8 protein-coding genes are annotated in these 16,716 nt (G+C 35.9%); 1 reads left to right on the top strand and 7 read right to left on the bottom strand.

What is annotated here, in order from left to right:
- Nucleotides 1-41 precede the first annotated feature (41 nt).
- From ACNRYB_RS14080 to ACNRYB_RS14050, 7 genes are all read right to left on the bottom strand, one after another.
- Nucleotides 42-1,217: an aldose epimerase family protein gene (locus ACNRYB_RS14080; RefSeq protein WP_473727623.1), complete on the bottom strand. Its 1,176-nt coding sequence runs from the start codon at nt 1,215-1,217 to the stop codon at nt 42-44.
- A gap of 57 nt (nt 1,218-1,274) precedes the next feature.
- Complete coding sequence (locus tag ACNRYB_RS14075) at nt 1,275-2,297, bottom strand: glycoside hydrolase family 43 protein (protein WP_473727622.1); 1,023 nt, start codon at nt 2,295-2,297, stop codon at nt 1,275-1,277.
- A 325-nt stretch (nt 2,298-2,622) separates the two neighbouring features.
- The gene (locus tag ACNRYB_RS14070) at nt 2,623-4,434 is read right to left on the bottom strand and encodes a glycoside hydrolase family 2 protein (protein WP_473727621.1); all 1,812 of its coding nucleotides are present in this window, start codon (nt 4,432-4,434) and stop codon (nt 2,623-2,625) included.
- 376 nt (nt 4,435-4,810) lie between these two features.
- Nucleotides 4,811-5,845: a glycoside hydrolase family 43 protein gene (locus ACNRYB_RS14065; RefSeq protein WP_473727620.1), complete on the bottom strand. Its 1,035-nt coding sequence runs from the start codon at nt 5,843-5,845 to the stop codon at nt 4,811-4,813.
- Between the two features lie 124 nt (nt 5,846-5,969).
- The gene (locus ACNRYB_RS14060) at nt 5,970-7,145 is read right to left on the bottom strand and encodes a cellulase family glycosylhydrolase (protein WP_473727619.1); all 1,176 of its coding nucleotides are present in this window, start codon (nt 7,143-7,145) and stop codon (nt 5,970-5,972) included.
- 279 nt (nt 7,146-7,424) lie between these two features.
- Complete coding sequence (locus ACNRYB_RS14055; RefSeq protein WP_473727618.1) at nt 7,425-8,948, bottom strand: RagB/SusD family nutrient uptake outer membrane protein; 1,524 nt, start codon at nt 8,946-8,948, stop codon at nt 7,425-7,427.
- A gap of 17 nt (nt 8,949-8,965) precedes the next feature.
- On the bottom strand, nt 8,966-11,971 hold the full coding sequence (locus tag ACNRYB_RS14050; protein ID WP_473727617.1) for a SusC/RagA family TonB-linked outer membrane protein: 3,006 nt from the start codon (nt 11,969-11,971) through the stop codon (nt 8,966-8,968).
- 395 nt (nt 11,972-12,366) lie between these two features.
- On the opposite strand from ACNRYB_RS14050, the gene ACNRYB_RS14045 reads away from it, so the two are divergent.
- Nucleotides 12,367-16,296 carry a hybrid sensor histidine kinase/response regulator transcription factor gene (locus ACNRYB_RS14045; protein WP_473727616.1) on the top strand — a complete coding sequence of 1,310 codons (3,930 nt, stop codon included), beginning with the start codon at nt 12,367-12,369 and terminating at the stop codon, nt 16,294-16,296.
- The last annotated feature ends 420 nt before the right edge of the window (nt 16,297-16,716 follow it).

The raw sequence follows: 16,716 nt of genomic DNA, 5'->3' as shown, positions 1-16,716 counted from the left end.
TAACGTTTTCTAACTCCTAATTTCCAACTCAAAACTCATTACTATTTAGCCGAAAATTGATATAAAGAAACGGTATGGTACTTCTCTCCTGCTTTTAATGTTATTTGAGGGAATTCTGGCTGATTTGGTGCGTCTGGAAAGTGCTGGGTTTCTAAGGCAAAAGCAGTTCTAAAATCATCTTTAGCACCTGATTTAAAGGTGTTTTTGCTTTGCATAAAGTTTCCGCTATAAAACTGTAATCCAGGTTCTTCTGTGTAAATATCTAAAGTAATACCTGAAACATCTCCTTTTATCGTCGCTGCATGAACAAATCCGTCTTTTTTATCGGTATTTAGCACATAATTATGATCGTAACCCTTTCCAAATTTCAACTGCTCGTCTTTCGTTTCAATTCTTTCCCCAATTGTGTGTTTTGAAGCAAAATCAAACGGCGTATTTTTTACCGATTTTAATTCTCCAGTCGGAATCAAACCTTCATCAACTGGTGTAAATTTATCTCCGTAAATCTGTAATTCGTGATTTAAAATCGTACCGCTTCCTTCTCCGTTTAAATTGAAAAAAGCATGATTTGTTAGATTTACAATTGTAGTTTTATCCGTTGTCGCTTCATATTCCATTTTTACTGAATTATCATCTGTAAGCGTATAAGTTACTTTTACATTCAGATTTCCTGGAAAACCTTGTTCGCCATCTGGAGAAATATACGTAAAAACCAAGGTCTTTTCATCTGTCTTTTCCACATTCCAAACTACATCTTGAAACCCTTTTATACCACCGTGTAAAGCATTCTTTCCATTATTCAATGGAATCTGATATTGCTTGCCTTCAAGCACAAACTTACCTAATGCAACTCTGTTGCCAACTCTGCCTATTGTCGCTCCAAAATAAGGTTCAGTCGAATTTTTAAACCCTTTTACGCTATTCATTCCAACTACAACATCGGTTTGTTTTCCGTTTTTATCTGCCACCCACAAACCTACTAATCGCCCGCCATAGTTGGTAAAAGCAGCTTTTTTGCCTTTGTTTTCGATCCAATACAAACTCACTTTCTTGCCATCGATTATCGTGTCGAAGTTTTTAGTTTCCAAAACTGTTTTTACAGAATCTGATTTGATTTCAGTGTTTTCTTTTAAAGCCGAATCGTCTTTTTTGCTGTTTTTACAATTGAATTGAAAAAGCGCAAGCAACAAAACTGCAGCTATTTGAATATTTTTCATTTTTATGTCATTACGATAAATGAAGTAATTTCATTCTCTGGTTTAAATCTTTTCTAATTATTTTGATGGAATAGCTAATGGAGTTCCTTCACTCACGGGCTCACCTAAAACTGGAAATCCGTTTGCATCCCAATTAATTTTCTGCATTCTTGGAGATCTTTTATTTCCACAGCCCTCACCCGGATTCGAATTGGCATGGTATAAAATCCAATCTTCTTTTCCGTTTGGAGATTTAAAGAACGAATTATGTCCAGGGGCGTAAACTTTATTTTTCTCTGATTGTTTGAAAATGGGTTCTGGGGATTTTTTCCAAGCAGAAGCGTCCAACAAATTATCTCCGCCCTTGAAAGTCAGCAATCCTAAGGCGTAAAAATCAGTCCAGCATCCGCTAGCAGAAAAAACAATGAAGATTTTACCGTTTCTTTCCAAAAACTGTGGTCCTTCATTCACATTTACCTGCGGCGGATTTACGTCATCATGCAAAGCACCATGTGTCTCCCAATCATTTGTTGGCGCAGAAATCATAACACGATCACCGTCAATTTCAAGCGGATTTTTCATTTTGGCAATGTAAATATTCTGCTGACCGTTTTTGTCTCCTTCCCAGCCTGCCCAAATCATGTACAGCTGTTTTTTATATTCGAATACATTTCCGTCAATGGCCCATTTATCGGTTTTGGCAGCGATTTTACCTTTGAATTCAAAATTCCCTTTAAACGGATCTGAAGATTTATTTTCTAAAACATACATCCTGTGATTGTTGTTATCGCCATTATCTGCAGCGAAATAGCAATACCATTTTCCGTTGATGACATGAAATTCAGGCGCCCAGATTTCTGCCGAATAATTGGTGTTTTTTGGCGGTGTCCAAATCACTTTGCTTTCTGCATTTTTAATATCCGAAAGGTCTTTTGTTTTCCATAAAACCAATTTATTTCCCAATGTATTGGTATAGTAATAATAACCTTTGTAATACGTGCTGTAAGGATCTGCACCAGACGGCAGAATTGGATTTGTGAATGTTTTTTGCTGCGCAAAACTTATGGTTGTAAGCAGCAAAAGAATTAGGTATTTTTTCATTTTTATTAGTTTTAGGCTTTTAGCTTAGAGTTTTTTTTAACGCAAAGACACGAAGGTTTTTTTCGCAAAGTTCACAAAGGTTTTTTCTCAGCTTGGTCACTTCAGAAGAAGACGAAGAACACAAAGCTGTTCGGCATCTTTTTGTCATTCCGAGGAACGAGGAATCACACTAGGGATTCCTCAAAGATTGGCGATTTTCTATGCGGAATTTCGAGTGCGATTTCTCGTTCCTCGAAATGACAAACTTTGTTGGGCTATGTGTGCAAACTAGTTTCTTCTACTTCCTTTTTTAACATAAAATCCTATGTTTCTATGTGTTTAAAAATTATTCATTCAAAGCATTGATAACCTCCGTATTAATCTTATTTACCGCTTTAAAATCCATCTTGTCAACTTTTCGGTCGTAGGTCATAAAACCGTTCACTTCGCCTTCAACATCTGTTGTTTGAGTATAGACTGCAGCCGAGAATCCCGTTTTAACGTATTTTCGAAGCATTTCCGCGTACTTTTTATATTCGGCGGTAACTTCTGCCTCATTTTTAAATTTGATGTAACCCCAGTTGTCATTTGCTCTCCAAAGATGTCCTTCTAGCGGAAGCCCGATTCCGCCATACTCTCCCAAGACCGTAACTCTTCTTGCATCGTACAAATACATATCTGGACCAGGATAATTATGCAAATCCAAAATATCTCCCGTTTGAAAGTGATTTCCTCCGCTTGCAGAATTAATCAGACGTGTTGAATCGTGATTTTTAGTCCATTCTGTAATTTCAACGGTTTTAAATTGTCCCCAAGCTTCATTAAACGGAACCCAAACCACAATGCTTGGATACGAATACAAATGATCCATAATCTCTCTCCACTCTTTTCTGTAGATTTCTTCTGATTTTGGCGAACGCTGTAATTCTGTGCCTTCAAAATACTTTCTATTTTGCCAAACTGGCTGATCGTCTCCGCTTGGCATATCTTGCCAAACCAGAATTCCTAACTGATCGCAATACGTATACCAACGTTCCGGTTCTACTTTTACGTGTTTACGAATCATATTAAATCCTAATTCTTTGGTTTTAACAATATCGTATTTCAATGCTTCATCTGTTGGCGCGGTGTACAACCCGTCTGGCCACCAGCCTTGGTCTAAAGGTCCAAATTGAAAATAATCTTTGTTATTCAATTGCATTCTCATAATTCCGTTTTCATCGCGTTTAGACGAAATCTTACGCATCGCAAAATAACTTTTCACCTCATCAACCACTTTATTTTTGCTGATTAAGCGAATTTTAGTCTGATATAAAAACGGACTTTCAGGTGACCACAATTTCGGATTATTCAAAACAATATCATTGCTTTCGCCCACAACGGCTTTTTCTTTAGCAATTTCTTTTCCTCCATCAAAAACTGAAATTTCAACTAAATCACCTTTTTCTGCTCCATTTACCTCAGCTTTAATGCTGATTGTATTTTGATCAATATTTGGCGTTGTTTTTAATGCTGAGATGTTTTTAGCATTTACAGGCTCAATCCAAACCGTTTGCCAGATTCCCGTAACGGGCGTATACCAAATTCCTTCTGGATTTTTAACTTGTTTTCCTCTCGGTTGTGGACCATCATTAGAAGGATCCCAAACTTTCACAACCAATTTCTGATTTTTCCCTTTTTGGATGAATGGCGTAATGTCAAATGAAAATGGCGTATAACCTCCCGTATGCGAACCGACTTTTACATCATTAATAAAAACCTCTGTTTTCCAATCGACAGCACCAAAATGCAAAAGGATGTTTTTTCCGTTCCAGCCCGATTCAATCGAAAATTGGGTTTCGTACCAAAGTTCGTTTTTAGCCCCCACTTCTTTCATCACACCAGACAAACTCGATTCGGCTGCAAACGGAACCAGAATCTGCCCGTCATATTTTGAAGTCGCTGCTTTTCCAAATTCTTGAATGCTATAATTCCACAAACCATTCAGATTTTTCCATTGACCACGCTCCATAATTGGACGGGGATATTCGGGTAAAGTTTTCTTCGGATCAACCTGTTCTGCCCATTTGGTTTTGATTTTATCTCCTTGCGGTTTCCATTGCGCATTTACAGCAAAAAGGGAAAACAAGGCTAAAAAAAGGATACTTTTTCTTTTCATGTTCTATCTATTTGAGATTTTACACTCATACGTTTTTTTTTATTTTAAACCATATAAGTGATATAAGTTCACTTTAGTTTAAGCAACTGTTATTAAGCATTGTCAAGAAAAATATAAGATTCTGACTTTCAAATCACAACCAAACTTAATATGAACTTATATAACTTATATGGTGAAAATTTACTCTTCTAATTTAAAAATGAATTACCGGGCTCATCTCCACATAAGCCCGATAATTACTGAACTAAACTACTTAACTAACCATATTTTTGAGTTATGAATTATGAGTTATGAATTATCTCCAATTGATATTTTATTCCTCAATAAATAACCACTTAACCATCACAACAAAAACTCATAACTCATAATTCATAACTTATAACTTCTTTGTAAGGCCGAATTTCTTTACCAAACTGTCGTATTCTTTTTTAGAGATTGTAATCATGCATCCGTGGCGTACTTTTTCTGGGAGACTGTATTTGTCCCAATCGGAGAAAAAAGTGTAGCCTGAGGCTTGAAACCAAGGTCCGTTTAGGTTATCTGCGATTGATAATCCGTACGAAACACCTGGATATTGTTCGTAATACATGTACCATATTTTGTCATCGGGAGAAGGAATCAGCATTGGCGCTTCTCTGAAGTTTGGACTGATAGATTGCTGGGGCAAAGAATAAGGTCCTAAAAGGGATTTTGATTTGGCAATTCGGATGGTTTTTCCGGTTGTCCAATACAAAGTTGGATACGTTTCGTCTTTAATCACAGCGTAATAGGAATCGCCGACTTTACGAATAAAAACATCAATTGTACCCATATCCCAATCGAATAAACGTTTTGGAGTTCCTTCGAAAGTTTTTAAATCTTTAGACAAAACATACAATGTTCGCTGGCTTGCCCAATAGCGTTCACCATCTTCTTTTGTTCCTTCTAAATGAGGCGTATGCCAAGTCATGATAAATTTTTGAGAGTCTTTATCATAATATAATTTTGGAGCTCCAATTCGCTGCAAAGCGTTTGAATAATCTGGTGTGCTTTTTAAATCGGGCGTATAATCGGAATATTTTTTCCAAGTAATCAAATCATCCGAAACCCAGATATTGATTGCTTTTGCATCGTCTCCTGTATTTCCAGCAATGTAATATTTTCCGTCTGGGCCTTTGCAGATATCGGGATGCCCCTTATAATCTTCAAAAATTCGTTTTCCGTTATTCAGATTTTCCCAATGCAAACCATCCAAACTTACAGAATAATATAATCTTCCGTAATCGTTATGCGTCATGTGTGCAAAAAGATAGGCTTCGTTTTTTGGTTTCTCGTTTCCTTTAACTTGTCCGGGCGGGTCTGGTTGTTGTGCTTTCGCAAAAAAACCGACCAAAATCATCATTAGAAAAAATAAGTTCTTTATTGTTTTCATAAGCTGTTTTTTTTATGTGCCAATTAGTCAATTTGATAATTAGAAAATGAGAAAATATGGTAATTAGAAAATTAGCCCATTAACACATTTAAAAAATTATCTAATTATCAAATTGACACATTTTCTAATTCTTTTTGTTTGCCTCAGCTGTCATTTTCTTAATCAAATCGGTTTCAGCTTTTATGTATGGCGTTCCGTCTGTGCGCAATACCTCATGAAACCATACTTTTGGTTCTGCTGTATAGGTTTTAGTCCAGCTGTCCCAAGCATATTTCGTTTGCGTTTTTCCGTCTACAAATCCCCAATTGATCATACCGACATTATATTTTCTCGCAATTGGCAAAAATCCTTCAAACGTGCTTCCGTTTGGTCTTGCCATATATTCTGTACAGATTAATGGTTTTCCGTAACGTTGTAATTGCTTCACTACTCTTTCAAAATCTGCTGGTTTATCATAATTGTGGAAAGAAACAATATCTGATTGTTCGATCTGCATTTTGTGCATTGGCTTCATTTTAGCTTCGTCGCTCCAATCTCCAACCCAAACTCCAGATGTTAATGGTTGAGATGGATTGCTTGATCTTGCCCAAACAAAAATGTCTTTTAAAAGAGGTAGAACTAAATCGGCTTTGTTTTTAATTTCTACTTTTTCATAAGACGGTCCAGTCATATTATCTGGTTCGTTCCAAAGATCCCAACCCAAAATACGGCTGTCATCTTTGAACTTTGCAACAGTTTCTTTAACATATTTCTCTAAACGCGGATATTGTGCTTTATCCTGAAGCGCCTTTTGTCCTGGAGCCTGAACCCAGCCTGAATTGTGCGTATGCGGTTTTGGCGCAGGCTGTTTTCCTAAAGCTGGAAACGGATCCCAACAAGAATCGAATAAAACAAAAAGGGTTTTGATGTGATGTTTATCAGCAATTTCAAGAAACTGATCCATGCGTTTGTATAGCCCTTCTTCGTCTTGCTGATGTAGTAAATCGTGCAGATACACTCGCATTACATTCATGCCTAAATTTTCTGCCCAACCCAATTCTTGATCAATTCTCTTTGGGTCAAAAGTATCTTCCTGCCACATCTCTAACTGATTTATAGCTGTGCTAGGAGAATAATTTGCCCCAACCAACCAAGGCTGTTCTGCATACCATTTTTTGGCCTGATTTTTTGTCCAGATTTCTCTTTTTTCTATTGATGCGGTTTCGCTTTTATTTTCTTCAGGATTACTTTTTTTATTGTTGCAGCTAAGCAATACGAGTCCTGCTAACATAAATGTCAGACACAATTTTACTTTCTTCATTTCAATTTTATTTTTTTGAACAATCGTTCTTTATGAAAGGGAATCAACTTAATTCTGCTGATTCCCTCAAAAAAATCAGTTTTAACACATTGGGTTAAATTATTTTTAACACATAGAAGCATAGATTTTTATTATTCTGCTTAAGATTATAGAAAAAGCAAGCTTTAACACATAGCGCTATGTGTATTATTCTAAGTGAAACACCTTTAATAGATTCCTAAAGACTATGTTTCTATGTGTTAAAATTAAATTCTGTTCAATTTCACCCAATGCATATCGTTAATATCCAGAGTTCTGCTCTAGATTTGGATTATTATCTACATCGCTTTGCGGAATTGGCATTCTGTGATTTTTACCTACTGTGAAGTTTTTAAAATCTGGATCACGAAGAGCAATTTTATCAACAGAAGCTTGAGAATTTAAGTCTCCCCAGCGTTTTAAATCTTCCCAACGAACACTTTCGCCACATAATTCTAAAACTCTTTCCATTTTCAAACGCTCTAGGAATTTGTCATGATCGTTTCCAATTTCAGGATGTGCTGTTGCCAATGCATTCATGTTGGCACGAGTTCTTACCATATCAATATATTGGTATGCTTGAGCAGTGCTTCCCAATTCGTTTAAAACTTCCGCGTAGCGCAATAAAATATCCGCATAACGAACCAATCTGTAGTTTACTTGGCTGTAGTAATCCTCATTATTTCTGTAATAATCACGGCTTCCTTTTCTAAACCAAGCTTCATTATTGTTCCACTCCCAATTTCTGCCGTAGGTTTTGTCTCCAAAATCAGCTAATAACTGAGGATAAAATAAAGTCCATCTTAATCTTTCATCCAATTTTCCGTCTTTATTGTTTTCTTGTTTAAAGGCGTCAACTAACCAGATACGCGCTTGTCCGTCAGACCATCCAATTCCTCTTGGTGCGAAGAACTGAGAACGATTACTAGAAACTGCTGCATTTTGATCTTCACCAGTTCCACCTTTTCTTTGGTCTCCAAATTGGATTTCAAAAACAGATTCAGCATTATTTTCATTTGTATCTGTAAAATTATCTCGGTAGTTAGACACCAAACTGTACTTCGCTCCTGCTCCAGAAATTAAAAATTCTAAAGCCGTTTTTGCTTCTGGCCATTTGTGCTGCTGCATATATACTTTGGCAAGAAAAGCTTTTGCTGCTCCTTTATCGGGTCTTCCTAACTGATCTGCTGACCAATCTCTTGGCAAATCTTCAAAAGCTTCATTTAAGTCTTTTTCAACTTGAGCCCAAATTTCATCTACTTTTTTCTGTTGTGGCAAAGCTTGTGGTGTTGACGGATCTAAAACCAACGGAATATCTTCCCAAATCACAGCGGCATAGTAATAGTGCAATGCTCTGAAAAATTTAGCCTGAGCTATAATTTTCTTTTTATCCTCTTCATTTTGAAAAGCAATATTCGGAACATTCGCTAAAACCTGATTGCATCTAAAGATAGCTTTGTAAGTGTCTCTCCATGTTACAGCATTTCCTTCCCAAAAATTATAATTGATATAATTGAATCTTGTCCAATCTGCCAATTCTGTCCACGGACTTACGCTATACCCTTCATCAGAAGTTAAATCCAGACGGAAATAAATCCATCTTGCCCACAATCCGTCTTTATAAAACATGGCATAAATAGAGTTTACACCGGCTTGTGCATCACTTTCAGTTTTCCAATATTGGTCAACTGTAATATCATTTGGGCTGTTCAAGTCCAATTCGTTTTCACAAGCGGTAAAAACAAGACCTAGAAAAGCTGCTGTTATAATTATTATTTTTTTCATTACGCTGTTTTTTTTAATTAAAAGCTAAACTCTACACCTAAAGAATAAGTTCTAAGGTTTGGGAATGCACCATTATCTACACCTCTTTCAAAAATATTATTGTTTGTAAACTCCGGATCTAATCCTTGGTATTTAGTAATCGTAATAATATTCTGCGCCGATAAGGTCAATCTTGCTCTTGAAATGCCGGAACCTTGTAACACATTTTGCGGAAAACTATATCCGAATCCGATGTATTTCAATCTGATGAAATTGCCGCTCTCTAAGAAACGGTCGGTATCTCCTCTTGAATTTAAAGTTGATCCTTTTGTAACTCGAGGAAAATCAGTGTTTGGATTTTCTGGTGTCCAAGGCTGAATGCCTTTTCTGTAGTTGCTATTGTCATCAAAACGATCTACAACGCTTCTAAATCCGTCATAAACCATTGCTCCGTTTGAAGCGATCCAGTTCATCGAAAAATCAAAACCTTTGTATTCAGCACCTGCATTGAAACCCATTTCAAATTCTGGCCACGGACTTCCTACAACGGCTTTGTCTTCGTTTGTAATTTGTCCGTCTCCATTATTGTCTTTAAAACGAATATCTCCAGGAACAGCATTTGGCATAATCACTTTTCCGTTTGCATTTTTGTAATTGTCAATTTCCTGCTGATTTTGAAACAAACCATCTGTCTGCAAGACATACCACATTCCCACTGGCATACCAGCTCTTGTAACGGTATTTCCAGAGTAATTTTCATTTTGTCCGTTACCTAAAGAAACCAGCTTATTGTTTATTTTAGTAAAGTTTACAGAAGCATTAAACGAGAAATCGTTAATTTTTTTGCTGTAAGCCAATTCCAACTCAAAACCTTTATTTTCTACCGTAGCAGCATTAGAAATTGGGTTTCCGCCATCGTTTCCTGTAGTTAATAGAATTGGGAAACCAAATAATACATCTTCGGTACGAGCGATGAAATAATCGGCTGTAAAACGCAAATCGTTGTTTAGAACTCCTAAATCTACTCCTATGTTGGTTTGTTTTAATTTTTCCCAACGCAATTCTGCATTTGACAATTTTACTTGAGCAGCAGAAGGATATAATGTCTGGTCTTTTCCTAATACAATCTGTCCAAAATTATTTACGAAGCTTTTGTATTCGTAATTTCCGATGTTTCCAGAACCTAATTCACCATAACTAGCTCTTAGTTTTAAGTCTTTAATGAACTCTGATTTAAAGAAAGATTCATTGCTGATTCTCCAACCTGCAGAAAGAGATGGGAAATTGCCCCACTTGTTGGCATCGCTGAATTTTGAAGATCCGTCACGTCTTAAAACAGCATTAAACAAATAGCGATTATCATAATTGTATTCTAACCTTCCTAAATATGACGTTAAAGCCGCTTCGTTAATAAAACCTCCAACAACTGGCGAATCTCCTTGATTTAAAACCTCATAATATTGCCCAGTTCCAGAATTCATAGGAAGATTTCTTTTTGTTCCGTAAATCTGATTGTAATTGTCTTTTTGATACGTCTGACCTACTAAAAGCGTAATATCGTGTTTGCCAAATTCTTTTTTGAAAGTCAAAGTATTTTCAAATAATAAAGTCTCCGATCTTCCTTTGTTTTGATCTGTTTGAGAAGGATCTTGCGGTTGGTTTAAAGTCCAACTTCCTTTTTTTCTCATGAATTTATACGAATCAAAACTGGTTTCATATCCGAAATTGAAACGGTATTTCAGCCATGGCACAAATTTTAATTCTGACCAAATGTTTCCTCTAATTCTAAAATTTTCATTGATAGTATTCGCAAAATCAGCAATTGCCAAAGGGTTTGTACCAAAAGTATCGGCAACACCTTGTTTTCCATAACCGTATCCGCCCGGATTAGAAGCATCATAAAGCGGAATCGTTGGTGTCATTCTGTAAACATCAATAATTGGGTTACCTGACATTTCATCTGTTTTAGAATTACTTATTGCCAAGTTTTCTCCAATGCTGAAAATTCCTTTTGTACCGCTAGAGTTTACCCTGAATGAAATTCTGTCGAAATCGGTTCCTACAACCGTTCCTTCATTTCCAAAATAATTTCCAGACATAAAGAAACTCGAATTCTCGTTTCCGCCAGAAAAACTCGCGTTGTAATCCTGAATCATTCCCGTTTGAAAAGTAGCGTCTTGCCAATCTGTATTTACAGCCATATTCAAGTTTTGTCTCGGAAGTCCAGCATTGTCGTATGCCATATTGTTGTATTTGGCAAACTCTTCGGTTCCCATTAAATCGTAGCGAGGCATTGTTGTAAAACTGCTTTTGGCTGATACTTCAACCTGAAGTGGACCTTTTTTACCTTTTTTAGTCGTAATAATGATTACACCATTTGCCGCTCTAGAACCGTAGATTGCTGCTGCAGAAGCATCTTTTAAAACCTGAATCGATTCGATATCATTTGGGTTAAAGTCTCTGTTTGCAGAAGTTACCAAACCGTCAATTACGTATAATGGATTGGTGTTTTGAAGGTTTTTAAGTCCACGAATTTCAACATTGGCTTCTTGTCCTGGGCGTCCGCCACCGCGAACTTTAACTCCCGTAACCAAGCCTTGAAGTCCGTCTGCAACTGTAGTTACCTGTCTTTTCTGAATTTCGTCTGGTTTAACTAATGCAACAGCTCCAGTAAGGTCTTTTTTCTGCTGCGATCCGTAACCTACAACCACTATCTCATCGAGTTTCATGGCATCTTCTGCCATTGTAACGTTTATAGAAGTTTTGTTATTGATGGCAATCTCTACTGTTTTATAGCCTTGCGAACTAAAAACTAGAGTCTGATTTCCGCTGGCTGAAATTTTAAAGCTTCCGTCAAAATCGGTAACAGCACCATTCTGTGTTCCTTTTATCAAAACATTCGCAAAAGGAACCGCTTGTCCGTCTGCGGTAGTCACTTTTCCCGTAACATTTATTTGCTGGGCAAAAGCGGACTGCAGTAATAAACTAAAGAAAACTAAGAGGTAATATCTCTTCGTTAAAAAGTGAGTGAACTTTGTTTTCATTGATTTTTGCATTTTAGATAGTTTTATTTCTTTTTGTGGTTTGGTTTAATGAAATATGGCGCTTTTTTAGCCGTCTGGTATACGGACAAAAAAAGAACTAATATTCTTTAGTTGTAATAAATTGTTCATTTTGTTTCAAAATTATTAATGGTTGGTTTTTTCAAACTTTATTTTATCGATAGTGTATTTTTAACCTTAAAATTTTATCAATATCATTTATTTGAAAATTCAAATTAGGCGCTTTTTATTCAAAATAAAATGCTTCATTTGTGTCAATATCTCTCTCAAATGATTCAAATTGTATTAAAAACAGTCCATTTTCATTCAGCTGCAACATTTTGTAGAATATTGAGACGATTTGCAGAAATCTAGATTTTAGCCTAAAAAATACAACTATGCGTAAATTCTTTCTTTTTTTATATTTCAGCTTTTTTTCGATAAATTTTTCGAATGCGCAAGACTATTATTTTAAACATTATCAGGTAGAAGAAGGACTTTCAAACAACACGGTTTTGACCTCAATACAAGATAATGACGGCTTTATGTGGTTTGGAACCAAAGATGGTTTGAATCGTTTTGACGGCTATCGTTTTAAAACCTATAGAAGCAGCGGAGATCCTATTCATAGTTTAGGTAGCAATTATATTCAATCTTTACACGAACATAATGGCACTATTTGGGTAGGAACAGATAAAGGTTTGTACCATTATGATAAAAAACTGGATCGTTTTACGATTTTGAACGAAGCTATAAATGATCGCATCAACGACATCAATCACGACCAAAAAGACAACATTTGGTTTGTTTCTGGCAACATTTTGTATAAGTATGCACCAAAAAAGAAAGAAACAACCACTTTTAATCCGAACAAATATTTTGTTACAACCTCGATTACGAAAGATTATAAAGGCGAAATTTGGGCTTCTTCTCTCAATAAAATCTATCATTACTCTGAAGAAAACCTTTCTTTTGAAAATATTCCGTTAAATCCTCCAGCAAATAAAGCCAATTTTAGAATCACCGTTATTTATGCCGTAGACCAGCAGAATATTGTAATTGGAACACAAGATCACGGTGTACTCTTATATAATAGGAAAGATAAAACTACTACAGAACTAAAATTCGGCATTAAAGAGCCTGTTTTTGTGCGTCAATTCAGAAAAAAAGGAAATGATGAACTTTGGATTGCAAGCGAATCGGGCGTTTATGTCTATAATCTAAAAACTAAAACGGCTGTAAATCTTAAGAAAAACTACAACGATCCGTATGCGATTTCAGACAATGCCGCTTATTCAATTACAATTGACAAAGAAAACGGAATCTGGATCGGAACGTATTTTGGCGGTGTCAATTACCACCAGAAACAATACACGCAGTTTAAAAAGTATTTTCCTCAAAACAATCAAAACTCCATTAGCGGAAGCGCAGTTCGAGAAATTCATAAAGACGATCATGGCGATTTATGGATCGGAACAGAAGATGCGGGCGTAAATCGTTTTAACCCGAAAACGCAAAAGTTTACTTCTTATAATGTTTCGTATTATAATATTCATGCATTAATGCCTCGAAAAGATAAAATCTGGGTCGGAACTTTTGAGCATGGTTTGGATGTTTTAGACCGAAATTCAGGCGCAATTCTCAAACATTATAGTGCAAACGATGGTCGAAGCGGACTGCATAGCAATTTTATTTTTTCTTTTTATGAAATGAAAAACGGAGACCTGATTGTGGTAACAACATCGGGACTTTATCGCTATAATGAACAAGCCGATAATTTTGAAATCTTGAAATTCTTCCCAGAAACGTATCATTATACGAATATGAAAGAAGACAGCGACGGCAATCTTTGGGCGGGAAGTTATCGCGATGGATTGTTGTTTTATAATCCGAAAACGAAGAAAAAAGAGGTTTTTTCGTATGATTATAAAAATCCGAAAGGAATTAGCAATAATACGATCAACGCCATTTTTGAAGATTCTTCAAAAAACTTATGGATTGCAACCGAAAATGGACTGAATCTCGTAAACAGACAAAATCATACTTTTACCAAATTCACAACCAAAAACGGAATGCCGAGCAATGTTTTCTATTCTATTTTGGAAGACGATTCTAAAAATCTGTGGCTGACGACTTCCAAAGGTTTGGTAAAATTTGGTCCAGATCATAAAACCATCAAGATTTTCACGACCGCAAACGGATTGTTGAGCGATCAGTTCAATTACAATTCGGCTTTTAAAGATGCAAACGGCGATATGTATTTTGGAAACCTAAACGGAATGATCAGTTTTAATCCGAAGCATTTCAGCAAAAACAAATACACGCCTTTTATTTACATTACCAATCTTCAAATTAATAATAGGGATATCGAGGTAAACAGCCCCGACTCTCCTATTTCGCAATCTATTTCGTTTTTGGACGAACTTGAACTCAACAACAATCAGTCAACTTTCAATCTTGAATTTGCTTCTTTAAACTATACGGCGCCAGAATTGACCGAATATTGGTTTCAACTAGAAAACGTAAACAATGACTGGGTTTATTTAGGAAGAAACAACAAAGTTTTCTTTACCGAATTGGCGCCTGGCGATTATGTTTTTAAAGTAAAATCTTTGAACAGTTTTGGTGTTTGGAGCAAAGAAGTAAAACTAAAAATTACCATTCTGCCTCCGTTTTATGCCAGCAATTATGCCTATATCTTGTATTTTATATTGTTCTGCGCTGGATTATACTACATTATCCGTTATTCTCAAAATCTGACTCAGATTAAAAATAACCGTAAAATAAAACATCTAAACGACGAAAAAGAAAAAGAAATCTATCAGGCGAAAATTGATTTTTTTACGAATGTCGCGCACGAAATTAGAACGCCTTTGACTTTGATTAAAGGTCCGCTGGAAAAGCTTTTAGGCATGAAATACGAATCGGAAGAAGTGCCTCAGCATCTTTCGATTATGAAGAAAAATACTTCGCGCTTATTAAAACTCGTAAATGAATTGCTTGATTTTAGAAAATCTGAAATTGGCGGTTTGAAATTGACTTTCGTCGAAGCGAATATTTCTTCGATGGTTCGAAATTTCCATTTGAGGTTCAGCCAATTAATTGAAGAACGTGAATTGGAGTTTGATTTGGAATTAGGAGAAAAAGACATTCATGCTTTTGTAGACAAAGAGGCTTTCAAAAAGATTCTTAGCAATTTGATCAATAATGCTATTAAATATTCGAATAAAAAGGTTTCCATATCTTTATTTAGAGATGAAAAGAAATTGCATTTGATTGTAAAAAATGACGGAAATGTGATTCCAATCCATTTAAAGAATAAAATTTTCGAACCGTTTTTTAGAGTTGATGATAGTAGTACCGCTTCAGGAACAGGAATTGGACTTTCGTTGGCGCATTCTCTAGCGCAATTGCATAACGGAAGCTTAGAATTGATTGAAGATTCTCAATTCAATATTTTCGAATTGACCGTTCCGCTACATCAAGAAGAAGAATTTATGCTTTATGCCGATTCTGAAAAAGAACAAACAGAAAGCGAAACGCCAAAAGAACCAATTGAAATCAAAAACGAAAAAGCTCAAGTTTTGGTTGTGGAAGACAATGAAGACCTTTTGAGTTTTATTACAACCGAATTGGCAGGAACTTACACTGTTTTAAAAGCCCAAAATGGAGAAGAAGCCATTAAAATCATTCATAATGAAAACATTCAGCTGGTCATTTCAGATGTTACGATGCCTGTTATGGACGGATTTACGATGTGCAAAAAGATCAAAACCAATCTTGAAACAAGTCATATTCCTGTTATTTTATTGACAGCAAAAAACTCGCTAAAATCACAAATCGACGGACTTGAAGTGGGTGCAGACGCTTATGTAGCAAAACCTTTTTCGATGGATTATCTGAAAGTACAAGCCAATAACTTGATTGAAAACCGCAGACAGATTATGAATTATTATGCTAGTTCTCCCCTTTCGCACATTAAAAGCATTGCTCACAATAAAACCGACGAAAAGTTCCTGAAAAAACTGGACGACGAAATCCTTAAAAACATTACCGATCAAGATTTAAGCGTAGAATCGCTTGCTGAAATTATGAATATGAGCCGTTCGACTTTATACCGAAAAATTAAAGACATTACGAATTTGAGTCCGAACGAATTAATCAATATTGTACGTCTCAAAAGAGCCGCAGAATTGTTACTAAATGAAAACTACAAAATGTACGAAATCGCAGAAATGGTAGGTTATAAATCGCAAACGAGTTTTGGACGTAATTTCCAGAAACATTTTAATATGTCGCCGTCGGAATATATCAATGCGAATAGATAATTTTTTTTAAGTAGCTTAAATAACTCTCGCAAAGTCGCAGAGACGCAAAGTTTTTTTTCTCTTTATGGCTTTATGAGAAATTCATACAATTTATCCGTAAGGTTTTATTTATCTGTTTTATAAAACATAGCCTGCGGTTTCAACCGCGGGAACACAACGTAAATTACACAACGCATTTCTGGACGTCCACGCGGTTGAAACCGCGGGCTATGTTTGAAAATTGGAATGTTTTGCTATCGCTCTGTGGCCTTTAAAATAAAATGCATCGACTAAAAACTTTGCGTTTCTCTGCGTAAATCCTCTGCGAACTCTGCGCTAAAAACCTTTTTAATCCCAATTACATGCTTAAAAAAACACAAAATCGGCAAAGCTATTTGTTTAAATAATCGTCACAAATTCACGATTTTTTATTCTCAAAGA

It is taken from the genome of Flavobacterium sp. CR10, assembly GCF_055814415.1.
This window is presented reverse-complemented; position numbering and strand designations above follow the sequence as displayed.